This window comes from Pseudaeromonas sharmana (genome assembly GCF_042649925.1).
GTDB classification, from domain to species: Bacteria; Pseudomonadota; Gammaproteobacteria; order Enterobacterales; family Aeromonadaceae; genus Pseudaeromonas; species Pseudaeromonas sharmana.
Genome location: NZ_JBHSAF010000003.1, coordinates 162185 through 187438 on the forward strand (window position 1 = coordinate 162185; position 25254 = coordinate 187438).

Here is a 25254-nt window from a genome sequence, read left to right on the forward strand (position 1 = left end):
TTGATTACAACTCAAGGTTTTATCCGTTGAACAAGAAAGAGACCTCGTTCTATCTGGCCGCACTGGTCATTGGTTTTGCGCTCTCCTGTTTATATGCGGCCCAGCAAATTCTGACGGGGGATCAGTTGCAGATGATCGCCAAGGGTTATCTGGGTGCACACCATGGTGTCTGGCTGAGCTATGGCAATGCTGCCAGTGCCATGGGCAACGTTCCGGGTTCGCTCTCGGCCTGGCTGGTTGGCGGTCCGCTGTTGCTGTGGGACTCGCCCTATGCCCCGATGTTGCTGTTGCTGGTGCTCAAGCTGATCAGCTTTTTGCTGTTTGATGATGTCATCCGCCGTGAGTTTGGTCCCCGCGGCCGGCTGCTGTTCATGGTGCTCTACTGGCTGAACCCATGGTTTCTCTATGAGTCCATTTTGTACAATCCGGCCTATCTCTTCTTTGCCGCCGCACTGCATTTTTGGTCGGCGTACCGGATGCGGGCGCAGCCGTCGTTTATCTGTAGCCTGCTGCATGTCGTGTCCATCGGCTTTGCGATGCAGCTCCACTATTCATGGCCGTTGCTGGCAGTGATCTCCGGTTGTCTGTTCTGGCGCAAACTGATGCGTTTAAATGGCTGGGGGGTCATGGCGGGCGTGCTGTTGCTCGCGGCCTCGCTGATTCCGTATCTGCATGAGGTATTCAACCAACCCCAGCTGGCCCGTGCCGATGCCGATACCAGCGATCGTTATATCGGTTGGGGCTTGCTGCATGTCTATCCATTGCTCAAGTCGTTGATTTACTGGCTGCGTTATGGCTCTTGGATTTTTTCCACCAAGCTGATTAACGGCACCACCTTCGACTGGCTGGGCAGCGCTGTGTGGCTGCAACAGACAGCTGTCTGGATCTGGCGCTGTGTTGTCTACCTGGCTGGAGCCGGGTCGCTGGTGCTGACGTTGCTGGCCAATCGTTATGTCTGGCGTCTGGTGCGTCCGCATCTGTCGTGGCGCTGGGCATCCCAGCCGAGTGCGGTGACGTCTCAGGTGTGGCTGGGACTGTATGTGGCGTCGGCCGTCGTGGCGATTCTGGTGTGTGCGGCGCTGGCGCCGATAGTGTTCAGCTATTGGCATCTGATGCTGGTATTCCCATTTGCCCTGCTACCGCTGATGTTATTTAGCCACACATGGCTGGAGCGTGCCGCCCCGCAGTTTATGCGTTATCTGGCCGCCGCCAGCATTTTCTGCCTGCTGGTCAACCTGGTGGCGGCTAACGACAGCCGCAAGTTCTCTTACCAGGCGGACTACGCCGCCCAGACTCAGGCATGGGTCAGTAGCATGACGCCGCAGGACGCGCGCAGCCGAGCGCTGACGCAAAGCTCTGAGGGAGAGTGACCTTAGGGGACGAGAGAAGGGCGGGCCGCCAAGGTGTCCCGCCTGGTCAGCGATGGCTCAAATGCCGGTGCACTGCATCGGCAATACCTGGCGGGACAAAGCTGGCAATGTCACCGCCATGCAACGCGACTTCCCGAACCAGCGTGGAGGAGACACAACTGAGTTCGCTGCGAGCCGGAAGAAACAACACCTCCAGTGACGGCATCAGTTGGCGATACATGCCTGCGAGCTGGTTTTCATAATCAAAATCTGTCATCGAACGAATACCCCGGACCAGAACATTGGCGTTCTGGCTGCGAGCAAAGTCGATTAACAGACCGTCAAAACCGGCTACCCGGACGTTGCCCCATTCGCTGCAGACGACTTGTGCCAGACTGACCCGCTCCGCAAGCGCGAATAACGGCCGCTTGCCGGGGCTCATGGCGATGGCGACGATGACCTCGTCAAACAGGCTGGCTGCGCGGGATATCAGATCCTGATGGCCGAGTGTCAGCGGGTCGAAGGTTCCGGGAAACAGCGCCCTGGTATGCATGTCAGTCAATCCTTGGCAAAAGTGCTGGCCGGATTATAGAAGCTGTGGCTTGTGAAAGGTACGGGGTTTGGCAAGAATAGCCCGATTCCGAACGAGGAGAGTGTGTGATGCAACGAATACTGGTGGTGCGCAACGACAAGATTGGCGACTTCATGCTGGCCTGGCCGAGCTTTGCCATGTTGAAAGCCTCCTGCGACTGCCATGTGACCGCGCTGGTGCCGAGTTATACGGCGCCGTTGGCCAGACTCTGTCCCTGGATTGATGACGTCATCCTCGATCCGGGTGTTAATGGGGATGTTCCGGCGCAGCGTCAGCTCAAGCAGCAGTTGCAAGCCGCGCGATTCGATGCCGCGATTGCGCTGTTTTCGAACGGCAGGAATGCCTGGCTGCTGTGGCAGGCGGGGATCCGTTACCGACTGGCACCGGCCACCAAATGGGCGCAATTTTTGTTCAATCACCGGCTAGTGCAGCGACGTTCCCGTTCGCAAAAACCGGAATTTGAGTACAACCTGGATCTGATTCGCCACTTCTTGCGTCAGCATGATGTCGCGATCGTCGAACCTGCGCCCCCCTACATGCAATTTGATGCACCTACCCTGGCGACGGTGCGCGCCAAGACAGCGGCTGACTTGGGGTTGGAGGCTGCCATGCCCTGGATGATGGTGCATGCCGGAACGGGGGGATCGGCGACAAACCTGTCGATGACGCAATATGCCGAGTTGGTGCTGGGCCTGCAGCGGCAGCACCGCATGCCCTGTGTCGTGACGGCCGGCCCCGGAGAGGAGGCGAATGCCGCCGAATTACAGGCGTTAATCCAGGCGCAGGGGGGCGAAGTGCGCGTCTACCATTCCCGTCAGGGGCTGGACTATTTTTGTCAGCTGATCGCCAATGCGGCGCTGTTTATTGCCGGTAGCACGGGACCTCTGCACATTGCCGCTGCGCTGGATGTGCCAACCGTGGGCTTTTTCCCGGCCCGCCGCTCGGCGACACCGCTGCGCTGGCAGCCCTTGAATTCACGCGGGCGACATCTGGCCTTCACGCCGCCGGCGGGCAGTGATAAGGAAAAGGAGATGTCGCTGATCGCCATGCCAGAGGTTCTGCTCCGGGTGAACGACTGGCTGGCCGGTCTGCACTAAGGCCAGCCGGCCAGGGGCTCACTGCACTGAGCGCCGGGGTGTTCGGGTCCGGATCCACAGGTCGGCATATTTGACGAACGTGGAGTGGGTAGAGAGCAGGGCCAGCAGCAGCCCGGCCTTGCCGTCGAGAAAGCCAAGACGGAGGATGTACATGCGGAAGAAGCAGCCCAGTGCGTGCAAGGCGCCTGTCAGCAAGGAGCCCTTTTTGCCCCGCGCGATGCGGCCATCGGCCCAGGCTTTGGCGTAGCGTGCCGACTTTATCAGGTAGTGTTCGAGATCCTGGTACGGGTAGTGAATCAAGTCACCAGCGAGGGGCGCCGTGTGCATGCTCGCATCGAGGATGACCTTTTCGTGCACCAGGGCGTCATTGTATTGGGTTAATGCCGTCGGATAGAGGCGCCAAACCCGATCTGGATACCAGCCAGAGTGACGAATATAGCGGCCAAACACCCAGTTCAGGCGCGGTATGCTGTAAACGGTGCGGCCAGCGGGCTGGCTGCAGACCTGCTGCACGCTGGCCTTGAGCGCCGGGGTGACGCGCTCATCGGCATCCAACCACAGGCACCAGGTGGCGGTGACATGCTGCTGTGCGCGTTGACGTTGTATGCCGAACCCTGGCCAGTCGGCGTCAACCAGGTAGCGGGCATTGAATTCGGCGGCGATCATCGCCGTGTCATCTGAGCTGCCCGAATCCAGAATGACAATTTCGTCAACCCAGTCGGCCACGCTTTGCAGACAGCCGCGCAGGTTATGCCCTTCATTTTTCACGATCAGAACGGCGGCGATGAGGGGCGTAGTCATGATGTTGGCTCCAAGAGGGCGTAATGCTGACACAAGGTGTCGAAACAGGCGATCACCTGATCGCTCTGGATATGCTGCATGGCGTGATCATCCTTGAGGCGACTGCGCCAGGGCAAGCTGCTAACCGGTTTCCCGCTCCTGGCTTCCATCAAGGATTGATAGACGCTGACCAGGTAGTCACGACACAGATAGGGACCCACCCGTTCCGGGTTGTGGTGGGCATACAGTGCGATCACCGGTATGCCGGCGGCTGTTGCCATGTGGACCGGCCCGGTATCGGGTGCCAGCACGACCTGAACTTGCTGAATCAAGGCCATCATCTGTTTCAGGCTGCTCTGACCGACCAGGTTACGGGGTGGGTGGCAACAGCGCTGAACGATCTCGGCCGCCAGCGTTTTCTCCAGTGCGGACGGACCACCGCACAGCAACACCTGGAAACCCCGGCGCGCGGCATGGTCGGCCACGGTCGCATACCCTTCGGCCGTCCAATTCTTGTAGGCTTTGCTCGCGGCCGGCGCAATCAGAAGACAGGGCCGGCTGGCATCGAGTTGTTGGGCAGCCCATTCGCGATCGCTGGCGGCCAGCGGGATCTGCCAGTGAGGGGTGAGGTCGCGGATCCCCAGTTCGGCGGCAAACGCCATCATGCCATCCAGCACATGCAACGCGGCCGGAGAGGGGACCGTATGATTGGTGAACCAGCGCTGACCATCGCCGGCGCGCTGGGCATCGAAGCCGAGGCGGTAACGAGCACGGACGCCCAATGTCAGCATACTGGCGCGCAATGCCGATTGCATGTGCAGCAGCGCATCAAAGCGGCGGCCTCGCAACTGGCGCCAGACCTGTACGTAACCGCGCCAACCGGCTTTTTTATCGAACGGTATCACTTCAACCCCGGGGAGATCCCCGAGCAGGCTGGCCTCAACCTTGCCCATGATCCAGGTGATGGCGGTTGTCGGCCATTGTCGTTGTATGGCTTGTACGACCGCCACAGCATGCAGGCAGTCACCGATAGCGGAGAGGCGTACCAGACACAACCGTTCGGGAGCAGAAGAGAACAAGGGCATGACGCAACTCCGGAAAGCAAATGGGCGCATTATGCAAACTCGTACCGGGGTTGTAAAATGCCCGCTTTTGAATCACGACGAGAGTCTCGATGCATCAACTGCAAACCAAGCGCTGGGGCCCCGTGACCTGCTGGTATGACGCGTCCCGCGTTCCAGGCTTCAATGAGGCCTATTTCGACCCTGCATACTGGCAACAGCGCGATGCGGTCCTGGGCCAGTCCACCGGGCGAGGGGTCACCTGGTTCGTGCAAGGGCCATCCGGTGCGCTGGTTTTGCGTCACTACTGGCGCGGGGGGCTGATCGGCAAGATTCTGGGTGATTGTTTCCTGTATAGCGGCCTGGCGCGGACACGCTGTCGTCGTGAATACGCGCTGCTGACCTATCTGGCGGAGTTGGGCCTGCCGGTGCCGCGGCCGGTGGCGGCTCGCGTGGTGCGGCAAGGGCTCTGTTATCGCGCCGATATCCTGCTGGAACGCATTGCGGAGGCGCGGGATCTGGTCAGCCTGTTACGGGAACGGCCTTTGAGCCGCGAAGAGTGGATGGCGGTCGGGGCTCTGATCCGTCAACTGCATGAACACTGTGTTTGGCATTCTGATTTGAACAGTCACAATTTGATGCTCGATGGTAGCGGTAAGTTCTGGGTCATCGATTTCGACAAATGCGATGTTCGAGCCCCGGGCAAGTGGCAGCAGGGGATGCTGGATCGATTGTTGCGTTCGCTGCGCAAGGAGCTGGTGTGCAATGTGCCTTTCTTCTGGCAGGAGTCGGACTGGCAGGATGTCATGGCCGGCTATCAGGCCGGCCGTTAAGCTAGGGTAGCCGGCGCAGGATGGCGTCCAGCGTCTTGCGCAGCGCCCCCTGATTGGCCGCTACCACGTCAAAGGCGGACATGCCCATCTGCTGGCGGGTCGCCTCATCTTGCAGCAGGGCGATCACCGCTGCAGCAACGGCATCGGCGTCCTCCAGCTGACGGCAAGCCTTGCGTTCGCAGAGTTGGCGAGTCACATCACTGAAATTGAAACTGTGCGGGCCGATGAGGGTCGGCTTGCCGAGACTTGCTGGCTCCAGAAGATTGTGCCCTCCGATGGGGACCAGACTGCCGCCGATGAAGGCCAAATCACACATCTGCAGCAGCAGGGGCATCTCACCCATGGTATCGGCCAGGTAGACGGCTGTCTGTGGCGTGATGGGGTCATGACGGCTACGGCGAGCCAGCGTCAGCCCGGCTTCCTGGCACAGGCTGGCGACCGCATCGAAACGTGCCGGGTGGCGGGGCACCAGAATCAACAGGCTGTCAGGTAGGGTCTGCCGAATCAGCGGCAGACGCTCCAGCAACAACTCATCCTCCCCAGCATGGGTGCTGGCGGCTATCCAGACCGGTCGGCCGGTCAGGGTGCGGCGCAGTTGTTCGCCAGCGGCGACTTGCTCTGCGTCGAGCTGGATATCGTATTTGAGCGATCCAGTGATCTCAATTCGATCGGGTGTCAAACCCAGACGCAGGAATCGGGCCGCGTCATCCCGATGCTGACACAGGAACAGCTGAATGTGACGGCTCATGGTGCTGAAAATCGTCTGAACTTTCTGGTAGCGCTGACAGGAGCGCTCGGAGAGTCGGGCGTTCATCACGACGACCGGCAACTGGCGTTGCCCGCAGGCGGCAAGCCAGTTTGGCCACAGCTCGGTTTCCATGATCACCAGGGCGCAGGGGTGAGCCCGTTTGAGAAATCGGGCCACGGCGCCCGGGTAATCCAGGGGGGCGTAGCGGTGTTCCACCAAATCACCCAGCCGCGCAATCTGGTCTGCACCCGTGCGCGTGGTGGTGGTCACCAGGATCGGGCGCTCCGGTTGCTCGGCTTTCAACTGACGGATCAGCGGCATCGCGGCCAGCGATTCGCCGACGCTGACGGTATGAAACCAGACCGGTGATTGCGTGGCGGGTAGCGGCGGGATCCAGCCCAGCAACTCGCGCCAGCGCCGTCCATAGCCCGGCTTGCCGCGTTGTGGCCGGAATGTCACGAACAGTACCAGCGGCGAAGCCAGATAGATCAGTAGCGTGTAGAGCAGGCGATAGAGCATGGCAGTGGCTTTGAAAGAAGGATGGCCGGCAGTATCGGCCATCCGCGAGCCAGACTCAAGCCATCCGGGCACCGGGCTTACGCCCCTGTGGTCATATCAGGACAGAGGCGCATCACTGCCTGCCAGACCCGGTCCGGAGCCAGTTCGGTCAGGCATTTGAGATGTCCAAGTGGACATTGACGCTTGAAGCAGGGACGACAACCGATATCGGTGAACAAGGATTCGACCTTGTGGCTCAACGGTGGGGTGTATTCCGTGGAGGTCGAGCCGTAAACGGCAACTAATGGGGTGCCAACCGCTGCCGTGATGTGCATCAATCCGGAGTCGTTACAGACGGCCACATCACAGGCGGCCAACAGGTCGATGGCCTCGGCTAATGACGTTTCGCCGGCGAGAATATGGCAACGGGCCTGCGTCGGCGCAGGCAAGAGGGCGCGGATGGTTGCGGCGACCTCTTTATCTTTGGCCGAGCCCATCAGCCAGACGTCGCCACCCTGTTCGAGCCAGCGCGTTGCAATCGCGGCGTAGTGCTGTTCCGGCCAGCGTTTGGCCGGGCCGAATTCGGCTCCCGGACAGAGGCCGAGTACCCGTCGCGTCCGATCTAGCTGCAGACGCTGGCATGCTGCCTGCTGCTGGGCTGTGTCGACAGACAATTGCGGATACGGAATCGGTGGCAGTGCGGAGGCGGACGTCATGCGCGCCTTGTCAAAGGCCAGCGCCATATAGCGTTGGACCATCAGCGGGAAATCGCGCTTGTTGCTGCGCAGATCATTCAACAGACCATAACGGCTCTCACCTTTCCAACCTCGGCGGCATGGGATGCCGGCAAACAGCGGAATCAATGCGGATTTGAGCGAGTTGGGCTGCACTATGGCCAGTGCATACTCCTCGTGCGCCAGGGTGCGGCCCAGCTTCCAGCGTTGAGCAAGCGCGAGGGCACCATGGCCAATCGGCATCAGGATGGTGCGATCGACTTCCGGCATCCGCGCTAGCAGCGGCAGACACCAGGCGGGAGCCATCACATGCAGTTGCGCGGCCGGATGCTGCTGTTTCAGTAGCCGGTACAGACTCTGCGACATCACCATGTCGCCGACCCAGGCCGGGCCGATAACCAGGATTTTCATGCTGTTTTCTCATCTATGCCTGTGGTGCGCTGCCACCACAGGGGAAGGCGTTGTGCCAGCTCGTCCCAGGGCAGGGTATTGATATCCTGAGGCTCGGTTGCCTGGGAGATTAGTACCTCTGCCGCGGCATGGCGGGGTCCCCAATCCTGCAAGTTTTCGGTGTCCGGGTTGTAGAGGCCAAAAACGGGTTTGTTTAGACCTACGCCGATATGCACCGTAGCCGTATCAACTGAAATCAATGCCTTGGCTTGCCGTATCTGGGCGATAGCGTCGGCGATATGCTGGCTATCCGGATAGCAAAACAGCCTGGAGTTATGCGCATCGGCGACGAGGGACAGGACTTCGTCACGGCTGTCCGGGGCAAACAACAGACAGCAATCGACCTCCGGTATTTGGGTAAGGATCAGGTCGATCAGCCGTTGTAGATTCTCTCGGGTCAGGCGTCTGGATTTGCCACTCCCGTAGCCATTTACGGCAATCACCGGTCTGTGTGTCGGCCAGAATGCAGTCACCGCCTGTTCATGTGTCGGCAAACAGGGCACTCGATAATCGGTGGTGCATGCTGTGACACCGAGGGCCACCGCCAGCTGGCGGAACTTGTCAACGAAGTGCATCCCCTGACAGCGCTTGCCCAGCTTGATATCGATGGCCTGCAAGTGATCATCTAGCCCGGCAACATGCTGGGTTCTAACCTTGCTCAGGAAAAACAGGTCTTTCATCTTCAGCTGTTTGCTGAAGTGAACCAGACACTCAATCGAACCCAGATCCCGCGCCAGTGTTGCTAACTGGCGATAGCCAGCCCGCTTCGGACATTCGTATACGTGATCAGCGCCGAGATGATCGCGAAATAGCCAGGCCATGGCCGGCGTGGTGATGACGTCCACCTGAATGCCGGGGCGAGCCTGGCGCAGAGCATCGAAGATCCAGGACGAGACGATAGCGTCTCCGAACTTAGCATCCCAGCGCACCAGCACGACGCGGCCCGGCGTTCCACGAGAGGCGCGAACCGGTTGGTCGAACAGCCAGATACCCAGCTGTCTACGCCACAGATCGCGACGGTGTTGCAGGGCATGGGATATTGCTTTCATCATCTCGGCATTCCGCTTCAGATGCCTGCTGCGCCGAAGCGCTCAAGGTATACCGCCTCGGTGGCTGCCTTGTGCTCGAGCAGCTGTTGGCTGAATTCGGAAATGTTCTCCAGACGCTCCCGGATCAGGTTGTCCAGAGTGGACAGCGCTTCGCCGACCGGAACCATGGCAGCACGGAACCCCTTGACGGTAGAGGCGCGCGGGTCATGAGCAATCATGATGCCTGGCGTCCCCTGCGATGCGCTCATGCCGATGCCGTGTACACGATGGCCGATGACGAGATCGTAGCGACCGAAGATATCCAGGTAATCTCGGGAATCGAAAGAGTAGCGCAGGGTTTGCCCCGGGAAGTCCTGCTGGAACGGGCTCAACTCATCGATGTAATGGGCAACAAACTCGATCTCATACTGATTGCCATACTGCTGCAGTATGTGGTTATAAATCCGCATCAGATAGTCGTGTGTCGCGTCTGACACGTTATTGCAGGCCACGGCAGATTTAGTGCCGTAGATTAAACCGATGCGCTTGACCTGCTTGACGACCCGTTGCTCGCGGCTGGAAAACAGCGCCGGACATGGTATCTGGTGCACCGGCAGCGGTGACAGGCTCAAGCGGGTGTCTTCGTCGCGACAGGTGATCAACTTTGCCGCTTTGAATACGCGCATCTCATCGGCGGTGAAGTGAGTTTCATCGAAGGTAAAGCGGCCGCTGGTACCGATGCCTAGAAACAGCGTTGGCAGCTGATACTCAAGAATCGAACGGTACAGCTTGTTCATGCGCAGGCCACGCCACTCCGGCGAACCGGCAAAGACCACCATATCGGCATAATCCATCGGCAGCCGATCTTTAACCGAGTTATCGAGGAATTTCTCGATGAAGTCGCGCCCGAGCAGGTTGTCGATCTTCTTGACGAAATCATGCCGTCTGGCCCGGCGGATTTGCGGGTTACGGTTGTAGATGACAGGGTTGAAATCGCCGAGGTGCTTGCGCAGCAGGTTCATACACCCCATCAGAATAAATTCATCACCTGGGTTCCACTGGCGGGTCGTTGAAAAAACAATGTTCATAGGTTTGGCTTCATCGCAGTAATTAAAGGGTCTGCTGGCGGCGTCCAGCTGGTTGTGCCGCCATCAGAAGAGGATCAAGGCTTGTTCAGCCATTCCATGTATTCCGCGACACCGTCGGCGACGGAACGGAACTGCACATCGCATCCGGTGGCTCTGAGTTTGGTCAAGTCGGCCTGGGTGTAGCTCTGGTAACGGCCCTTGAGGTGATCCGGAAACGGAATGAATTCGACCTGGCCATGCCCGTGATGTTTGACCACGGCTTCGGCCACGTTCAGGAAGGGTTCGGCACGCCCGGTACCACAGTTGTAGATCCCCGATTTGCCGGCGTTCTTCCAGAACCAGATATTGACCTTGCAGACGTCTTCGACATAGACGAAATCCCGCATCTGGCCGCCATTGCCAAAGCCATCACAGCCCTCGAACAATTTCGGATTCTGTCCGTCCTTCATCTGGTTATTCAGGTGGAAGGCCACGCTGGCCATGCTGCCCTTGTGTTGTTCACGCGGGCCGTAAACGTTGAAATATTTGAGACCGACGATCTGGCTGTTGGTGGTCGGCAGCAGACGACGTACGTATTCGTCAAACAGGAACTTGGAATATCCATAGACGTTCAACGGCTGCTCGAAACGGCGATCCTCGATGAAGTTGTCGTTGCGGCCACCGTAAGTCGCCGCGGATGAGGCATAGATGAACGGGATGCCGCGCGCCACGCAAAAGTGCAGCAGGCTCTTGGAGTACTCGTAGTTGACCTCCATGACAAACTTGCCGTTCCACTCTGTGGTGGCTGAGCAGGCGCCTTCATGGAAGATCACCTCTATTTCGTCCCACTCCTCGAAGGCATCACCGGCCATGACACGGGCGATGAACTCGTCCTTGTCGATGTAGTCGGCAATATCGAGGTCGACAAGGTTGGCGAACTTGGTGCCATCGGTCAGGTCATCTACCACCACAATATTCTTGTGACCGGCCTGATTGAGAAGTTTGATGAGATTGCTGCCGATGAAGCCGGCTCCACCCGTGACGATGATCATAAGCTGTTGCCTCGTAGTACGTCATGACGACCTGAATTGTTGAGCGCGAGTTTACCATGGCGATATCGCTACCGCGAAACCGGCAACCGTTCGCGTGCGATTTATTCAAGTTTTATTCAAGATCGCAGCGGTATTGCCGTGCGGTGCTAATATGAAAAGAGCAAGTTACCTAATAACAACTTGCGCAATAAAAAGAGCCGCTTAGAGCTCGCACAGCACAGTTTGTGGCTTGTTCTCCGGGGAGAACGCTAGCCTTTATTCATAAGGGTGAATATGAAAACTAAAGATAAGATCATCCATGCGGCGATCGAACTGTTCAACCTGCAGGGTGAACAGAACGTGACCACCAATCACATTGCGGCTCATTTGGGGATGAGTCCTGGCAACCTCTATTATCACTTCCGGAATAAAGAGGACATCATCCAGGCGATTTTCGATCGTTATGCTGAGCAACTGAATCTGTTGTTTGGCCTGGATGACAACAGCGGTAGCGAAAGCGTCGGTGGCTTGCGTACCAGTATGCGTTACATGGAGGCCGTAGTCGGCTTGATGTGGCAGTTCCGTTTCATCTACGAGAATCTGCCTGACATCCTGAGTCGCGATGTCGTTATGGCGGAGAAATACCGCCAGATTCAGGAGCCGGTCTACGGGCTGATGACTCGCCATCTGCTGGGTCTGCGGGCACAGGGTATTCTGCTGGCCAATGATGAGGATCTGGACGCGCTGTTGCATCTGATGAAACAGGTGCTGATTTTCTGGCCGGCCTATCTGCACACCCTGACGCCGGGAGGCAACATTACCAAGGCGATGGTTTATGGCGTGGTGCCGCGGGTTTTCTTTATGTTTCGGCCGTATATGGCGCCTGAGGCACTCGATGAACTCAGACAGTTGGAACAGTACTTTCAAGACAAGGCCAGCCAGAGCCGTGTCAAAGAGGGCGTTGATGCCTGACAGCTAAGAGACTGGTTTAAAAACAGCAAGACAAAGGGCGGCCCGAGAGCCGCCCTTTATTGTGTCTGGATCCCGCACCAGCTCAGTTTTGTCGCGGTGCGGCGACCGAATGTCGAATGATCAATTCCGGTTGTACGTCGACGGCTTCGGCCGTCTGCTCCTTGTTGCGGATGCGGCTGACCAGGAGTTCAACCGCGTGGGCCCCAAGCTCGGCTTTGGGGTGACGAATGGTTGTCAGCGGTGGACTGGAGAAGCGTGCCATTTCGACATCGTCATAGCCGACCATGGAGATATCCTCCGGCACCTTCAGACCGGCCTGAGTCGCCGCACAGATGGCACCGATCGCCATGGGATCATCAAACGCGAAGACGGCGGTGGGACGAGTCGGGCGCGCGATCAGGCGTTGCATGGCGTCAAAGCCGCTCTGCATCTCGTAATCCCCTTCGAGGATATTCTCCGCGGCCAGTTCGAGCCCCGCTTCGGCCAACGCATCGCGAACGCCATCCAGGCGGAGCTGAGTGGTTTGTTTGGCCAGTTGCCCAGTGATACAGGCTATCTGCCGGTGGCCTTGCTCCACCAGATATTTCCCTGCCAGATAGGCTCCAGTACGCACATTGTCATTGATGACATTGGCAAAGTCACAGCGCCCGCCCCAATCCATCACGACCTGTGGCACATGCTGGTAACTGCGTAGCAATGCCTGGATCTCGTCATCCATATCGGTACAGATCACCAAGAGCCCATCGACGCGCTTTTCCATCAACATGCGTAGATAGTGCCGCTGACGCTCCAGCTGGTTTTCGGTATTGCATAAGATCAGGCTGTAGCCCTGATTGAAGCAATAATCTTCAACGCCTTTGACCACTTCGGCAAAGAAGGGATTGGCGCTGGCCGTGACCAGCAAGCCTATGGTCCGCGTGTTGTTGACCTTCAGGCTCCGTGCGACCGAGTTGGGGGCATAGTTCAGCGCGTTGACGGCTTCCAGTACATTGCGCGTCGCCTCTTCGCTGACACGTCGTGTGTGGTTCAATACGTGTGAAACAGTCGAGATGGAAACCCCGGCGCGGGCCGCGACATCTTTGATGGTAGCCATCAGGCATCTCCGGTATGAAAAGGGTTGCAGAAATTAGCAGATATTGTACCGGAAAGTTGAGAGATAATTCTCATGCTTCCCTCTGCCGATGAATATAGGTGAAAAACCCTGAGCTGGTGCCATACGGGCGGATATCCCACCCCGCGTTCCTGCTCAGAAAATGACGGCTTGTGGCAGATTAATATCCTGCCTTTTGTCCTTTTTGTTTCAGAATAATCTGGCGTTATTTTTATTTGTTTGGTTATTACTTCTGATATTGTCGAATTTGTCAGATTTATTACTATGGTAATTACCTGAATTATAAAAGAAAATTTTCAACTCCCTCTCTTGTGTGCCTCCCGTCGCAATGATAGAAAACGCTGTAAGGGTCACTGAATCACAGCAGACTCTACCAAAAAAGCGCAAAGCACATAATCGACAAGAATCAGAGGGAAGAACATGAGTAAATGGACAAAGAATGTGCTGGCGGCCGCCGTGGCTGTTGGCTTGTCAACCGTCGCCGCTCAGGCGTTTGCCGAAGAGACCATCAAAATCGCGATCGCCGGTCCGCAGACTGGCCCGGTGGCGCAATATGGTGATATGGAGTTTGCCGGTGGCAAGCTGGCGGTGGAAGAGATCAACAAGGCCGGTGGTATCGATGGCAAGAAAATCGAAGCCGTGCTCTATGATGACGCCTGTGATCCGAAACAGGCCGTCGCGGTAGCGAACAAGATCGTCAACGATGGCGTCAAGTTTGTCGTTGGCCACCTCTGCTCTGACAGCACCCTGGCTGCATCCGATGTCTACGAGGATGAAGGCATTCTGATGATTACCCCGGCCTCGACCAGCCCCAAGGTCAGTGACCGCGGTTATGAGATGGTGATGCGTACCATCGGCCTGGATAGCGACCAAGGCCCAACGGCAGCCCGTTATGTCATCGATGCCGTCAAGCCGAAGACCGTCGCCATCATTCACGACAAGAAGCAGTACGGTGAAGGCATCGCGACCAGCGTGCGTGACGAGCTGAAGAAGGCAGGGGTCAATGTAGTCTCGTTCGAAGGGATCACCACTGGCGATAAAGACTTCTCTGCGCAGATTGCCAAGCTGAAGAAAGATAACGTCGATTTCGTCTACTACGGTGGTTATCACCCTGAGCTGGGGCTGATCCTGCGTCAGGCCGCCGAGAAGGGCCTCAAGGCCAAGTTCATGGGTCCGGAAGGGGTAGGCAACAAGGATATCTCCGCGATTGCTGGCCCGGCCTCCGAAGGCCTGCTGGTGACCCTGCCGAAGCGTTATGATCAGGAAGCGGCAAATGCCAAGCTGGTCGAGGCACTGAAAGCGAACAAGCAGGATCCGTCCGGTCCGTTCATTTGGACCACCTATGCCGCCGTGCAGTCTCTGGTCGCCGGTATCAAGCAGGCGGGTGATGATCCTGCCGCTGTTGCCAAGGCCCTGAAGGCGGGCTCAACGCCAACGGTCATGGGCGATCTGCAATGGGATACCAAGGGTGACCTGAAGGGCTTCGAATTCGGGGTCTTCCAATGGCACAAGGATGGTTCCTCTTCCACGCTGAAGTAATCGCGTTTGCGTCATCGGTGAAGGGGCGGCAGTTGGCTGCCCCTTCATTTATCGTCCCGGTTTAATGGGGCGCACCTGAATCCATCGGGTGCACAGGAATTCGCTATGTCTGAACAATTTTTTTATTTTATCCAGCAACTGCTCAATGGCCTGACCATTGGCAGTACCTATGCGCTGATCGCCATCGGCTACACCATGGTCTACGGTATCATCGGCATGATTAACTTCGCGCACGGCGAAATTTACATGATTGGCTCCTATGTGGCCTTCATGGTGATGGCTGTGCTAATGATGATGGGCCTCGACAGTGCCGTCCTGCTGATGGGCTCGGCGTTTGTGGTGTCGATCATCATCACCAGTTGCTTCGGGTGGACGATAGAGCGTGTCGCCTATCGTCCACTGCGTGGCAGCAACCGTCTGATCCCGCTGATCTCCGCGATCGGGATGTCGATCTTCCTGCAAAACGTGGTGCGTTTTGCCCAGGGCTCGCGAGACATCGCCATGCCGGCGATCATCAGTGGCGGTTTTGAGTTTGGCCCCGAGCAATTCTCGGCCAGCCTCTCATGGATGCAGATCATCATCTTCGCCGTGACGTTCATCTCCATGTATGGTCTGACCCAGTTCATCAGCCGTTCCCGGATGGGACGTGCCTGCCGAGCCTGTGCCGAGGACATCAAGATGGCCAACCTGCTGGGCATCAACACCAATAATGTCATCGCCCTGACTTTCGTCATCGGTGCGGCGCTGGCCTCGGTCGCCGGGGTTTTGCTGGGAATGTACTACGGCGTGATTAACCCCTCCATCGGTTTCATGGCGGGTTTGAAGGCGTTCACGGCGGCCGTCCTTGGGGGCATCGGCTCGATTCCTGGCGCCATGATTGGCGGCTTGATCCTCGGAGTGACCGAAGCCCTGACCTCTGGCTATCTGAGCTCGGAGTATAAGGACGTGGTCGCCTTCGCACTGCTGCTGGGCATACTGTTGTTCATGCCGACCGGAATCCTCGGTCGCCCGGAAGTGGAGAAGGTATGATGCATTTCAAACCAGCCTGTATTGCTGCGGGATTGACCCTGCTGCTGACGTTGTGGCTGTTCGGCTTCCAGATGCAGGCCGAAGGCATAGGCTTGACAGTGGTCAGTCAGTTGCAGCACAACGGCGTCGCCATCTTCACTGGCACTGCCATCGTCTTTTTCTTCCAGTTGTTTCGCGATCAGATCCTGGGATTGTTTGCGGGAATCGGTGCTCGCACTCCCAAGCTGGTGCTGCCGAGCAAGAGTAACAAACCGATGCTATATCGCATCGGCTCACTGATTATGCTGTTGTTGCTGATCGCACTGCCGTTTGTCGCCAGCCGCAGCGTTGTCGACCTGGCTACGCTGACGCTGATCTATGTGATGCTGGGTTTGGGGCTGAACGTGCAGGTCGGTCTGGCCGGTCTGCTCGATCTGGGCTATGTCGGCTTCTATGCTGTCGGTGCTTACAGCTATGCACTGCTGAACCAGTACTTCGGCCTCGGGTTCTGGGAAGCGCTGCCGTTGGCGGGTCTGTTGGCCGCAGGTTTTGGTTTCCTGCTTGGATTCCCGGTCCTGCGTCTGCGCGGGGACTATCTGGCGATCGTCACGCTCGGCTTTGGTGAAGTGATCCGCATCTTGCTGAACAATCTCAACACCATCACCGGCGGCCCGAACGGTATCTCCGGGATTCCCAAGCCGACGCTGTTTGGCCTTGAATTTGCGCGCAAGGCCGACGAAGGGGGACAAACATTCCACCAATTCTTCGGTATCAAGTATGTGGCGGATCATAAAGTGATCTTTCTCTACCTGATGGCGGTGATGCTGGTGCTGTTGACGCTGTTCATCATCAACCGTTTGTTGCGCATGCCGCTGGGGCGAGCCTGGGAAGCGTTGCGTGAGGATGAGATCGCCTGTCGTTCGCTGGGGCTGAATCCAACCTTTATCAAGCTCAGTGCCTTTGCCATCGGCGCCGCCTTTGCCGGGTTCGCCGGCAGCTTCTTCGCCGCTCGGCAGGGCTTTATCAGTCCGGAGTCGTTCACCTTCATCGAGTCGGCCATCATCCTGGCAATCGTCGTGTTGGGGGGGATGGGGTCCCAGTTCGGGATCGTGCTGGCAGCGATCGTCATGACGGTATTGCCGGAAGTGGCCCGCGAGTTCAATGAGTACCGCATGGTGATGTTCGGGTTGTTGATGGTGCTGATGATGCTGTGGCGGCCACAGGGTCTGTTGCCGATGACGCGTCAGCACATGGAGTTGCGTAAATGAGCAAGATGTTGGAAGTCTCAGACCTCACCATGCGTTTCGGCGGCCTGGTGGCGGTCAATAAGGTGGCCCTGGAGGTCGAGGAGAAGCAGATCGTCTCGATCATCGGCCCGAATGGCGCCGGGAAGACGACGGTATTCAACTGCCTGACCGGTTTTTATCGTCCTACTGAAGGGGTTATCCGTTACGCCGGCGAGGAGATTCAGGGCCTGCCGGGGCATGAGATTGCCCGTAAAGGCGTCGTCCGGACCTTCCAGCACGTGCGTCTGTTCAAGGAGATGACGGCGCTGGAGAACCTGCTGGTGGCCCAGCATCGCCATATGCATGGTGGTTTTTTGCAGGGGATTGTCAAGACGCCGGCATTTCGTCGTGCGGAGGCCGAGGCGCTGGACCGCGCTGCCTACTGGCTGGATCGGATTGGCTTGACCGAACTGGCCAACCGCCCGGCAACCGGGCTGGCCTATGGCCAGCAACGTCGTCTCGAGATTGCACGTTGCATGTGTACCCAGCCCAAGCTGCTGATGCTGGATGAACCGGCTGCAGGTCTGAACCCGAAGGAGACGCACGATCTCGACGATCTGATCCGTCAGTTGCGCGATGAGTTTGGTGTCTCAGTGCTGCTGATTGAACACGACATGAAGCTGGTCATGGAGATTTCCGACCATATCTATGTTGTCAACCAGGGCTGTCCGCTGGCCGATGGCAAGCCGGATGAGGTCAAGAGCAACCCGGCCGTCATCAAGGCCTACCTGGGCGAGTTTTGAGGTATCCGATGCTGGAATTCAAGAATGTCTCCACCTTTTACGGCAAGATTCAGGCGTTGCACGACGTCAGTCTGCATATCAATCAAGGTGAGATAGTGACACTGATCGGCGCCAATGGCGCCGGCAAGACGACGCTGCTGATGACTTTGTGTGGTGATCCGAAACCGCAGAGTGGCCAGATCCTGTTCGAAGGGCAGGATATCTCGTCATGGCACACCTCGAAGATCATGCGCGGCGATATTGCCATCGTGCCGGAAGGGCGCCGGATCTTCAGTCGTCTGACGGTAGAGGAAAACCTCTTCATGGGCGCCTTCTTCGTCGATGACAAGCAGGAACAACAGCAGTTGCTGGAAGAGGTCTATGAGCTGTTTCCGCGTCTGCGTGAACGCATGCATCAGCGCGCTGGCACCATGTCCGGCGGCGAACAGCAAATGCTGGCGATTGGCCGTGCTTTGATGAGCAAGCCACGGCTGTTACTGCTGGACGAACCGTCTCTGGGGCTGGCACCGATCATCATTCAACAGATCTTTGAGATTATCGAACGTCTGCGCGAGCGCGGGATGACGATATTCCTGGTCGAGCAGAATGCCAATCAGGCATTGAAACTGGCGGATCGCGGTTATGTGCTCGAGACCGGGCGTGTCGTGCTCGAAGGCTCTGGCGAAGCGCTGTTGGCTGATCCGGCGGTGCGTCAGGCGTATCTCGGTGGCTGATGCCTCATCCCAAACCCTGTAATAACGAACGAAGGATCACCCGGCAACGGGTGATCTTTTTTTTAACAATCGGGTACACTGGAGCCATCAGCGGAGCCGCCATCAGGCTCCTGTAGCGGAGTGACCCTATGTCCGAATTCAAACGAATCAACCTTGTTACCGCGGCCGGGCTGCTAGCGCAAGGCGGTGTCCGCCTTGTCGATATCCGTGATGCCGCCAGTTTCCGTGCCGGCCATGCCCCCGGGGCCTACCACCTGACTAACGATACCCTGATGCAATTTATGCGTGAGGTGGATTATCAGGTTCCGGTCCTGGTGATGTGTTATCACGGCAATAGCAGTCAGGGTGCGGCGCAATATCTGGCGCAGCAGGGTTACGAGACAGTGTATAGCGTCGATGGTGGCTTTGAGGGCTGGAAGTTGGCGCATCCCGTAGTTCAGGGTGACGCATGAAACAGCTGCTGGTGATCAACGATGCGCGTCTGGCGCAGAGCTTTGCCGACTATCTGGGGAGTCGCGGCTTGCATTGCGAACTGACCCAATCCGAAACGGGCATCACCGTCTGGTTGGCTGACGAAAGCCGGGTGGCTGAGGCCGAGGTTGAGGTGAAGCGCTTTCTGAAAGAGCCTTTCCACCCGCGCTATGCCGAAGCGTCGTGGCAGAGCGGAACCCCTAACCAGCGCATCGACTATCAGGCGGGCCATCATAGCCTGAGTGCGCAATTTCTGATCCATGCCGGGCCGCTGACCTTGCTGGTGATGCTGTTATGCCTGTGTCTGTTTGGTTTGCAGTTTATCGGTCTGGATATCTACGCTGCGTTGTCCTTCCATCCTGATTTGCAGCAACTCACTGGTTGGCAAATCTGGCGTTTTATCACCCCGGCCTTCTTGCACTTCACGCCTTTGCATCTGATTTTCAACCTGATGTGGTGGTGGTATCTGGGCGGCATGGTGGAGCGCAAACTGGGCAGCAGCAAGTTGTTGCTATTGCTGCTGGTGGGCGCGGCCATCCCGAACCTGTGCGAGTTTCTGGTGTCAGGTCCCGATTTCGGGGGCCTGTCTGCGGTAGTCAATGTGCTGGTGGGCTATGTCTGGATGCTGGGCAAACGTCACCCGGATGGTGAACTGCAACTGCCGGACGGACTGTTCATGTTCATGCTGGTGTGGGTGGCGATTGGCTTTAGCGGGTTGCTGGGTAGCAACCTGGCGAATACGGCGCATCTGTCCGGGTTGGTGATTGGGTTGTTACATGGCTGGCTGGATGGCCGTCGACACGCGACGGCCTGAATGGGTCACTGATACAGGTAGTTGGTGAACAGTAGGTCACGAATGACAGGCCGTCCCTCTTCCTTGGTTAACAGGGCCTCGACAGCCTTCTTGCAACGTTGCCGTAGCTCCTCGCGACCTTGTTGGCTGCGGACCTGCTCCAGTGTCTGATCGCCGAGCAGGGTATCAATGGCATCGCGCAGCAAGGGGTCGTGTTTCTTCAACAGTTCGATGTCGGCGGCGTTGTCGACCATGAGGTCAACCTTGACTCTGACGTAACCCAGCGTCGGTCCTTCGGTGTAGTAGTTGGTGATAAACTCAGGATCCAGGGTGTAGTAGCCGATGCCGGACGGGGCAGCGGCTTCGCCGCCCTCGCCACCTTCGCCTCCACCAGAAGCGAATACGGTCAGCGGCAGCAACAGGCAGATCAGCAGCAGGGATCGAAACAGCGACATAAGACATCCTGTGATAAAAAAGGGGATAGCGCCCATTCTTGAAGGTGACCTGTTGGCCGTCAAGAACAAGCTTTCTAGTATTGTGGATGGATTAAGGTGACAAGTTCAGTTTTTTTGCCGGAGTCTGTGAACACGGTGGCGTCATTTGCTCCTGCTGGTGCAGCCCTGCTGCACGCGCTGTCGAATCAGACCTGGCGCCCGCTGGCGACGATGGCCGGGCCCGTGCCGGCTGACGCAGCGCTGAGCTGGTTGAGCGAGCCGGGCTCGCTGACGGCCCGGCTCAGGGCCATGCCAGGTCAGTTTGCCCTGCACTGTCTGTGCGAGGCCAGCGTGCACAACGGAGGGGTGCGCCAGGTGTTGTTGTGCATGGATGGCAGGCCCTGGATCTGGGGTCTGACGCACATCGAGGCAGGATTGGCTGTTGCCTGCCCTGAGTTGTTGCGGCTGGGTGGACAAGCCTTGGGGGACTGGCTGTTCCATCATCCGGAGTTGCAGCGCGACGCGCTGGAGTATGCCGATCTGGGGCTATCGCCATGCTGGGTGCAAGCGATGGCGGTACTGGGGCAGCCCATTGGCACGGCCTTGTGGGCCCGGCGTTGTCGTTGGCATCTGGATGGCGCGGCCTTGACGGTCGTAGAGCTGTTTTTACCTGCAGCACCCTTGTATGCCGGTGTGGAGGAGTAATGTGAGCAGGAGTGAGGTGGCACCACAATGGCAAGCTTATTGGCAGCTGGCGCGACTGGATAAGCCGATAGGCTCCCTGTTATTGCTGTGGCCGACCCTGTGGTCTCTTTGGTTGGCGGCCGGCGGTTGGCCGGGCTGGCAATTGCTGGCCGTGTTTATCGCTGGCGTCTGGCTGATGCGCTCAGCCGGCTGTGTGATCAATGACTATGCGGATCGGCATCTGGATGGCCACGTCAAACGTACGGCGGCCCGCCCTTTGCCGGCCGGCCGGCTTGGTAGCCGACAGGCACTGGTTTTTTTCGCCGTACTGGTGCTGGCATCGTTCGTACTGGTGCTGACACTGAACCGTTACACGATCGCATTATCGCTGGTCGGTTTGCTGCTGGCGGTGGTGTACCCCTTCATGAAACGGGTGACCAACTTGCCACAACTGGTGTTGGGCTTGGCCTTCTCCTGGGCCATTCCCATGGCGTGGGCAGCGGTCAGAGGTGAGTTAGTACTGACAACCTGGTTGTTGTTTCTGGCCAATGCTCTGTGGACCGTGGCCTATGACACCTATTACGCTATGGTGGATCGCGACGATGACCTGCGTATCGGCGTCAAGTCGACGGCGATCCTGTTCGGTCGACATGACAGGACGATCATCCTGTTGTTACAGGCTGGCATGTTGGTGTGTCTGGCGGTGGTGGCCGTGATCAGCGCGCTGGGCTGGCCATTTATGCTGGCCTGGTGTGTGGCAGGCGGGCTGTTTGCCGAACAGTACTGGTCGACCCGTTTACGGGAACGGGAACGCTGCTTTCAGGCGTTTCTTGGCAATAATCGTGTTGGAGCCGTACTGTTTGCCGGCATTGTGCTCAGCTTGTTATGAGTATTGGGCCTGCTCGCCGAGCAGGCAACGTCTCGCGCTCGTTAATAAAAAAACCTCGTGCAGCAAGCTGACGAGGTTTTTTTATCTCTCCGCCTTCAGGCTGCAGTTCAGCCGAGGTGCTGTATGGTTCGGCGTACCGGATCGGGCAGCAGTGGCAGCAGGCTGCAAAGCAGTGACTCGACTGCAGTCGTGTCGACGGTCAAGGGGGCGGCATCATCCCCGGTCAACAGGCCTTGATGGCGCAGGGTCTGCAACAAGGTCCGGAAAAGCGACTGATCACTGAACTCGGGGGCGTGAATGCCATGCAAGGTTGCCAGGCGCATCGCCATCATCTGGCTGTCGGCAGCCAGTTGTTCGCCATCAATGTGCGTGCTGCGCTGCAACAGGCTGAGGGTCAGTGCATAGCGCTGCAGTGTCTCCTGCACGCTTTGCGCCAACAGCAGCAGGCGTTGCTGTTCTGCCGCGCAGACCCAAAATCCGCCTTCACGTACCTCAATGAGTCCTTCATGTTGCAAGGCCGTCAGCAGTGCATCCACGGCTTCTGGGAGGGCGTCAATGTCGTTACGCAAGAACAACTCGCGCTGCATCAGCGGATAGATACTCCGACACAGGGCGAGCAGGCCGGGGGTGTCGATGCCTTCATTGCGTTCAATCAGTGTCGCCAGTAGTCCGGGCAAGGCAAACAGGTGCAGTATGGTGTTACGGTAGAAGGTCATCAGGATGGCTTGATAGCGATCGACGCTGATGATCTGGCCGAGCCGGTCTTCGGTCACCTGGAATTTGTTCAGTTCCAGCGCTTGGTCCAACAGGGTTTCGGCGGGCAGATCGGGCACAGTACTGAAGCGGCTGTAGGGAACCTGGCGCAGCAATTTGGTGTAGAGGTCAATTTGAGCGACCAGGGCATCCCGTGGCAGCGCCTGGCGATCGCTGGCCAGCAGGGCAAGGGCGCTCAGCGTCAAGCCGTTGACCGCGGCGGCATCATTGATGCGGGTCATCAAATCCCGTGCCAGCTGATCAACGGTGTCACCCAGCCAGGTCGGTTTGTGCTGGCCGCTGGGATCCATGTCATTCCGCCACGACGGAACCTGCTGTTGCAGGAATTGGTGCAGGGTCAGCGGTTCGCCGAAGTTGACGAAGCTGCGGCCGAAATTGCGCAATTTGCCGAGGATCCCGATGACCTGCCAGACATTCTCTTTTTCCTTGCGGCTGCCTTTGAGCTCCTTGAGGTATGTGTTGACCTCCATGACATGTTCATAGCCGAGGTAGACAGGGACAAATGTCAGCGGACGGCGCACTCCGCGCAGCTGAGCCTGCAGTGTCATTGCGATCATGCCGGTCTTCGGCTGCAGCAGCCGGCCGGTACGTGAGCGCCCACCTTCGGTGAAATACTCAACGGCATATCCACGGGCAAATAGCTCGCTGAGGTATTCGCGGAAGACGGTGCTGTACAGCTTGTCCCCCTTGAAGCTGCGGCGCAGGAAGAAGGCACCACCACGCCGGAACAGAGGACCCGCTGGCCAAAAGTTAAGGTTGATACCGGCGGCGATATGCGGCGGCATCATGCCCTGGTGGTAGATGACATAGGACAGCAACAGGTAATCCATATGGCTGCGGTGGCAGGGCATATAGATGATTTCGTGTCCTTCACGCGCCAGTCGGCGCACCTCTTCTCCCCCGTGTACCGTGATGCCGCGATAGAGCTTGTTCCACAGCCAGCCGAGAAAATAATCGAGGAAGCGAATCAGACGATACGAGAAGTTGGAGCCCATCTCCTCAAGGTAGGCGAGTGCCCTGCCGCGAATGACCTCGGGATCAACCCCTTCGCTGCTGGCTTGTTCACGGATGGCCTGCACTATGTTGTCGTTGCGCAATAACTCGTTGAACAGCGCCTGTCGGTCCGGTAGACGCGGGCCTTTAGCCGCCTGACGTTGACGGCTGAAATGGATGCGCGCTACGCGTGCCAGCTTGTGGGCGACCGATTCATCGGTGCCCAGCTCGTTGACCAGTTGCCGCAATGAGACCGGTAGCGAGAAGCGCACGCGGTTTTCCCGACCATACAGCGCGACAATCAGGGCCTTGTGCAGTGCGCTCGGCGTTTTGGCGGCCGGCGGCTGCAGGCGATGGCGACGCTCACGACCTGGGGCGCGTTGCCATAACAGCGTGACCGGGACCAGTTGCACATCCAGCTCGGCATCCTGGTGGTGCAGGGCCAGCCACTCCTGAAAGGTGGACAAATTGGGCCCGTTGCGCCGTTTGATGCCGAATGGCAGCGGGGTTCGGTCGAGACAGACATAGCGCGGATGGGAGCGGCCTTGCCACAACAATGGTGTGAACGGGCTTGGTAGCCCCAGTTCAACGGCACAGAGTTCCAATGTCAGCAGATCACTGAGCGAGTCGGTGTTCAGCGCGTAGACAATCGGCCGCGCCGGATCCAGACCGAGTTGGCTGACCGGATCCTCGGGCAGACTGCGATGATTGACGAGCAGACGGATCGGCAGGCGGCAGAGGGCCCGGACCAGGCGAGAGCCAAACGACATGATAGGTGGATCCTCAACTGTTGATGCGCTGCTAGCATACCAAAACTGGCCCGACTTGTCGTGCTGGCGCCGGATGCAATCGTGGTCGTTCAGGGCTTGCTTTGCGCAAACGACTGTATATACTCACAGTATTCTGTATAAATAGACAGGCCATTGCGATGAAACATCTGACACCGCGCCAGAACGAGGTCCTTGAGCTGATCAAGGAGTGTATGCAGGAATCCGGCATGCCGCCGACCCGGGCCGAAATTGCCCTGCGCCTTGGTTTCAAATCGGCCAACGCGGCTGAGGAACATTTGAAGGCACTGGCACGCAAGGGGGTGATCCGCATCATGCCGGGTACCTCGCGCGGTATCCAGCTGTTGCAAGACGAGGAGGAACCGGTTGAGGAGAGCGGTTTGCCTCTGATCGGTCAGGTGGCCGCAGGTGAGCCGATCCTTGCCAGCGAGCATGTCGAAGCACATTACCAGGTTGACCCTGCGATGTTTCAGCCCAAAGCCGACTTCCTGTTGCGCGTGCATGGCATGAGCATGAAGAACATCGGTATTCTGGATGGCGACCTGCTGGCGGTGCACAAGACCGAACAGGTGCGCAATGGTCAGGTGGTTGTCGCCCGGGTGGGCGACGACGAGGTCACGGTGAAGCGTTTTGAACGCAAGGGCCAGCTGGTTTGGCTGCTGCCAGAAAATGAAGAGCTGGAACCCATTCGCGTCGATCTGGGTGAGCAGTCACTCTCGATTGAGGGTCTGGCGGTTGGCGTGATTCGCAACGGTGGCTGGCACTGACCTTCCCCGCCGGTGTCCGCT

The 25254-nt window shown here is 58.1% G+C and carries 25 protein-coding genes; 14 read left to right on the plus strand and 11 right to left on the minus strand.

Features of this window, described 5'->3' with window-relative positions; translation table 11 throughout:
- Nucleotides 1–26: 26 nt before the first annotated feature.
- The gene (locus ACFOSS_RS05655) at nucleotides 27–1370 is read left to right on the plus strand and encodes a 3-deoxy-D-manno-octulosonic acid transferase (protein ID WP_377151163.1); all 1344 of its coding nucleotides are present in this window, start codon (nucleotides 27–29) and stop codon (nucleotides 1368–1370) included.
- Between the two features lie 46 nt (nucleotides 1371–1416).
- Here the strand turns inward: ACFOSS_RS05655 and coaD are convergent, their stop codons facing one another.
- Nucleotides 1417–1902: a pantetheine-phosphate adenylyltransferase gene (gene coaD / locus ACFOSS_RS05660; RefSeq protein ID WP_377151164.1), complete on the minus strand. Its 486-nt coding sequence runs from the start codon at nucleotides 1900–1902 to the stop codon at nucleotides 1417–1419.
- Between the two features lie 107 nt (nucleotides 1903–2009).
- Between coaD and ACFOSS_RS05665 the strand changes: the two genes are divergently transcribed.
- Nucleotides 2010–3038 (plus strand): glycosyltransferase family 9 protein, encoded by a 1029-nt coding sequence (locus tag ACFOSS_RS05665; RefSeq protein ID WP_377151165.1) that lies wholly within the window; start codon nucleotides 2010–2012, stop codon nucleotides 3036–3038.
- Nucleotides 3039–3056: 18 nt separating this feature from the next.
- On the opposite strand, the gene ACFOSS_RS05670 is transcribed toward ACFOSS_RS05665, so the two are convergent.
- Both ACFOSS_RS05670 and ACFOSS_RS05675 read right to left on the minus strand, forming a co-directional pair.
- Nucleotides 3057–3839, minus strand: a complete 783-nt coding sequence (locus tag ACFOSS_RS05670; protein WP_377151166.1) for a glycosyltransferase family 2 protein — start codon at nucleotides 3837–3839, stop codon at nucleotides 3057–3059.
- Nucleotides 3836–4903: a glycosyltransferase family 9 protein gene (locus ACFOSS_RS05675; RefSeq protein WP_377151167.1), complete on the minus strand. Its 1068-nt coding sequence runs from the start codon at nucleotides 4901–4903 to the stop codon at nucleotides 3836–3838. The genes ACFOSS_RS05670 and ACFOSS_RS05675 overlap by 4 nt, the downstream gene beginning before the upstream one ends.
- An 89-nt stretch (nucleotides 4904–4992) precedes the next feature.
- Between ACFOSS_RS05675 and ACFOSS_RS05680 the strand changes: the two genes are divergently transcribed.
- Entirely contained in the window at nucleotides 4993–5712 is a 720-nt protein-coding gene (locus ACFOSS_RS05680) for a 3-deoxy-D-manno-octulosonic acid kinase (RefSeq protein ID WP_377151168.1), read from the plus strand.
- Between the two features lies 1 nt (nucleotide 5713).
- Here ACFOSS_RS05680 and waaA read toward each other — a convergent pair whose 3' ends face one another.
- The 5 genes from waaA to rfaD all read right to left on the minus strand — a co-directional run bounded on the left by waaA (nucleotide 5714) and on the right by rfaD (nucleotide 11289).
- The gene (gene waaA / locus ACFOSS_RS05685; protein ID WP_377151222.1) at nucleotides 5714–6979 is read right to left on the minus strand and encodes a lipid IV(A) 3-deoxy-D-manno-octulosonic acid transferase; all 1266 of its coding nucleotides are present in this window, start codon (nucleotides 6977–6979) and stop codon (nucleotides 5714–5716) included.
- Between the two features lie 77 nt (nucleotides 6980–7056).
- The gene (gene waaF, locus ACFOSS_RS05690; protein ID WP_377151169.1) at nucleotides 7057–8103 is read right to left on the minus strand and encodes a lipopolysaccharide heptosyltransferase II; all 1047 of its coding nucleotides are present in this window, start codon (nucleotides 8101–8103) and stop codon (nucleotides 7057–7059) included.
- Nucleotides 8100–9194, minus strand: coding sequence for a glycosyltransferase family 9 protein (locus ACFOSS_RS05695; RefSeq protein WP_377151170.1), 1095 nt, complete (start codon nucleotides 9192–9194; stop codon nucleotides 8100–8102). Before ACFOSS_RS05695 ends, waaF begins: the two co-directional genes overlap by 4 nt.
- Nucleotides 9195–9208: 14 nt before the next feature.
- Nucleotides 9209–10258, minus strand: a complete 1050-nt coding sequence (locus ACFOSS_RS05700) for a polysaccharide pyruvyl transferase family protein (RefSeq protein ID WP_377151171.1) — start codon at nucleotides 10256–10258, stop codon at nucleotides 9209–9211.
- A 74-nt stretch (nucleotides 10259–10332) separates the two neighbouring features.
- On the minus strand, nucleotides 10333–11289 hold the full coding sequence (rfaD, locus tag ACFOSS_RS05705; RefSeq protein WP_377151173.1) for an ADP-glyceromanno-heptose 6-epimerase: 957 nt from the start codon (nucleotides 11287–11289) through the stop codon (nucleotides 10333–10335).
- A 273-nt stretch (nucleotides 11290–11562) separates the two neighbouring features.
- Between rfaD and ACFOSS_RS05710 the strand changes: the two genes are divergently transcribed.
- Nucleotides 11563–12240, plus strand: coding sequence for a TetR/AcrR family transcriptional regulator (locus ACFOSS_RS05710; protein ID WP_377151175.1), 678 nt, complete (start codon nucleotides 11563–11565; stop codon nucleotides 12238–12240).
- 82 nt (nucleotides 12241–12322) lie between these two features.
- Here ACFOSS_RS05710 and ACFOSS_RS05715 read toward each other — a convergent pair whose 3' ends face one another.
- A complete protein-coding gene (locus ACFOSS_RS05715; RefSeq protein WP_377151177.1) occupies nucleotides 12323–13333 on the minus strand; it encodes a substrate-binding domain-containing protein in 1011 nt (336 codons plus the stop codon).
- A gap of 438 nt (nucleotides 13334–13771) precedes the next feature.
- Here ACFOSS_RS05715 and ACFOSS_RS05720 point away from each other — a divergent pair, with 438 nt between their 5' ends.
- From ACFOSS_RS05720 to glpG, 7 genes are all read left to right on the plus strand, one after another.
- Complete coding sequence (locus ACFOSS_RS05720; protein ID WP_377151178.1) at nucleotides 13772–14890, plus strand: branched-chain amino acid ABC transporter substrate-binding protein; 1119 nt, start codon at nucleotides 13772–13774, stop codon at nucleotides 14888–14890.
- Between the two features lie 105 nt (nucleotides 14891–14995).
- Complete coding sequence (livH, locus tag ACFOSS_RS05725; RefSeq protein WP_377151179.1) at nucleotides 14996–15919, plus strand: high-affinity branched-chain amino acid ABC transporter permease LivH; 924 nt, start codon at nucleotides 14996–14998, stop codon at nucleotides 15917–15919.
- On the plus strand, nucleotides 15916–17166 hold the full coding sequence (gene livM / locus ACFOSS_RS05730) for a high-affinity branched-chain amino acid ABC transporter permease LivM (protein WP_377151180.1): 1251 nt from the start codon (nucleotides 15916–15918) through the stop codon (nucleotides 17164–17166). The genes livH and livM overlap by 4 nt, the downstream gene beginning before the upstream one ends.
- Nucleotides 17163–17927, plus strand: coding sequence for a high-affinity branched-chain amino acid ABC transporter ATP-binding protein LivG (gene livG / locus ACFOSS_RS05735; protein WP_377151181.1), 765 nt, complete (start codon nucleotides 17163–17165; stop codon nucleotides 17925–17927). The genes livM and livG overlap by 4 nt, the downstream gene beginning before the upstream one ends.
- An 8-nt stretch (nucleotides 17928–17935) precedes the next feature.
- The gene (locus tag ACFOSS_RS05740) at nucleotides 17936–18640 is read left to right on the plus strand and encodes an ABC transporter ATP-binding protein (RefSeq protein ID WP_377151182.1); all 705 of its coding nucleotides are present in this window, start codon (nucleotides 17936–17938) and stop codon (nucleotides 18638–18640) included.
- A 128-nt stretch (nucleotides 18641–18768) separates the two neighbouring features.
- The gene (glpE, locus tag ACFOSS_RS05745; RefSeq protein WP_377151183.1) at nucleotides 18769–19092 is read left to right on the plus strand and encodes a thiosulfate sulfurtransferase GlpE; all 324 of its coding nucleotides are present in this window, start codon (nucleotides 18769–18771) and stop codon (nucleotides 19090–19092) included.
- Nucleotides 19089–19925: a rhomboid family intramembrane serine protease GlpG gene (gene glpG / locus ACFOSS_RS05750; RefSeq protein WP_377151184.1), complete on the plus strand. Its 837-nt coding sequence runs from the start codon at nucleotides 19089–19091 to the stop codon at nucleotides 19923–19925. The genes glpE and glpG overlap by 4 nt, the downstream gene beginning before the upstream one ends.
- 5 nt (nucleotides 19926–19930) lie before the next feature.
- Here the strand turns inward: glpG and ACFOSS_RS05755 are convergent, their stop codons facing one another.
- Complete coding sequence (locus ACFOSS_RS05755) at nucleotides 19931–20359, minus strand: flagellar basal body-associated FliL family protein (protein WP_377151185.1); 429 nt, start codon at nucleotides 20357–20359, stop codon at nucleotides 19931–19933.
- Nucleotides 20360–20455: 96 nt separating this feature from the next.
- Between ACFOSS_RS05755 and ACFOSS_RS05760 the strand changes: the two genes are divergently transcribed.
- Entirely contained in the window at nucleotides 20456–21043 is a 588-nt protein-coding gene (locus ACFOSS_RS05760) for a chorismate--pyruvate lyase family protein (RefSeq protein ID WP_377151186.1), read from the plus strand.
- A 1-nt stretch (nucleotide 21044) separates the two neighbouring features.
- Nucleotides 21045–21911 carry a 4-hydroxybenzoate octaprenyltransferase gene (ubiA, locus tag ACFOSS_RS05765; RefSeq protein ID WP_377151187.1) on the plus strand — a complete coding sequence of 289 codons (867 nt, stop codon included), beginning with the start codon at nucleotides 21045–21047 and terminating at the stop codon, nucleotides 21909–21911.
- 107 nt (nucleotides 21912–22018) lie between these two features.
- Here ubiA and plsB read toward each other — a convergent pair whose 3' ends face one another.
- Nucleotides 22019–24448, minus strand: coding sequence for a glycerol-3-phosphate 1-O-acyltransferase PlsB (plsB, locus tag ACFOSS_RS05770; RefSeq protein WP_377151188.1), 2430 nt, complete (start codon nucleotides 24446–24448; stop codon nucleotides 22019–22021).
- A 158-nt stretch (nucleotides 24449–24606) separates the two neighbouring features.
- On the opposite strand from plsB, the gene lexA reads away from it, so the two are divergent.
- Nucleotides 24607–25233: a transcriptional repressor LexA gene (gene lexA, locus ACFOSS_RS05775; protein WP_377151189.1), complete on the plus strand. Its 627-nt coding sequence runs from the start codon at nucleotides 24607–24609 to the stop codon at nucleotides 25231–25233.
- Nucleotides 25234–25254: the final 21 nt, after the last annotated feature.

Bases quoted from the DNA above. Each gene is read 5' to 3' on its own strand.
- coaD (WP_377151164.1), bottom strand. From the start codon at position 1,902: ATGCATACCAGGGCGCTGTTTCCCGGAACCTTCGACCCGCTGACACTC.
- ACFOSS_RS05665 (WP_377151165.1), top strand. From the start codon at position 2,010: ATGCAACGAATACTGGTGGTGCGCAACGACAAGATTGGCGACTTCATG.
- ACFOSS_RS05670 (WP_377151166.1), bottom strand. From the start codon at position 3,839: ATGACTACGCCCCTCATCGCCGCCGTTCTGATCGTGAAAAATGAAGGG.
- ACFOSS_RS05675 (WP_377151167.1), bottom strand. From the start codon at position 4,903: ATGCCCTTGTTCTCTTCTGCTCCCGAACGGTTGTGTCTGGTACGCCTC.
- ACFOSS_RS05680 (WP_377151168.1), top strand. From the start codon at position 4,993: ATGCATCAACTGCAAACCAAGCGCTGGGGCCCCGTGACCTGCTGGTAT.
- waaA (WP_377151222.1), bottom strand. From the start codon at position 6,979: ATGCTCTATCGCCTGCTCTACACGCTACTGATCTATCTGGCTTCGCCG.
- waaF (WP_377151169.1), bottom strand. From the start codon at position 8,103: ATGAAAATCCTGGTTATCGGCCCGGCCTGGGTCGGCGACATGGTGATG.
- ACFOSS_RS05695 (WP_377151170.1), bottom strand. From the start codon at position 9,194: ATGATGAAAGCAATATCCCATGCCCTGCAACACCGTCGCGATCTGTGG.
- ACFOSS_RS05700 (WP_377151171.1), bottom strand. From the start codon at position 10,258: ATGAACATTGTTTTTTCAACGACCCGCCAGTGGAACCCAGGTGATGAA.
- rfaD (WP_377151173.1), bottom strand. From the start codon at position 11,289: ATGATCATCGTCACGGGTGGAGCCGGCTTCATCGGCAGCAATCTCATC.
- ACFOSS_RS05710 (WP_377151175.1), top strand. From the start codon at position 11,563: ATGAAAACTAAAGATAAGATCATCCATGCGGCGATCGAACTGTTCAAC.
- ACFOSS_RS05715 (WP_377151177.1), bottom strand. From the start codon at position 13,333: ATGGCTACCATCAAAGATGTCGCGGCCCGCGCCGGGGTTTCCATCTCG.
- ACFOSS_RS05720 (WP_377151178.1), top strand. From the start codon at position 13,772: ATGAGTAAATGGACAAAGAATGTGCTGGCGGCCGCCGTGGCTGTTGGC.
- livH (WP_377151179.1), top strand. From the start codon at position 14,996: ATGTCTGAACAATTTTTTTATTTTATCCAGCAACTGCTCAATGGCCTG.
- livM (WP_377151180.1), top strand. From the start codon at position 15,916: ATGATGCATTTCAAACCAGCCTGTATTGCTGCGGGATTGACCCTGCTG.
- livG (WP_377151181.1), top strand. From the start codon at position 17,163: ATGAGCAAGATGTTGGAAGTCTCAGACCTCACCATGCGTTTCGGCGGC.
- ACFOSS_RS05740 (WP_377151182.1), top strand. From the start codon at position 17,936: ATGCTGGAATTCAAGAATGTCTCCACCTTTTACGGCAAGATTCAGGCG.
- glpE (WP_377151183.1), top strand. From the start codon at position 18,769: ATGTCCGAATTCAAACGAATCAACCTTGTTACCGCGGCCGGGCTGCTA.
- glpG (WP_377151184.1), top strand. From the start codon at position 19,089: ATGAAACAGCTGCTGGTGATCAACGATGCGCGTCTGGCGCAGAGCTTT.
- ACFOSS_RS05755 (WP_377151185.1), bottom strand. From the start codon at position 20,359: ATGTCGCTGTTTCGATCCCTGCTGCTGATCTGCCTGTTGCTGCCGCTG.
- plsB (WP_377151188.1), bottom strand. From the start codon at position 24,448: ATGTCGTTTGGCTCTCGCCTGGTCCGGGCCCTCTGCCGCCTGCCGATC.
- lexA (WP_377151189.1), top strand. From the start codon at position 24,607: ATGAAACATCTGACACCGCGCCAGAACGAGGTCCTTGAGCTGATCAAG.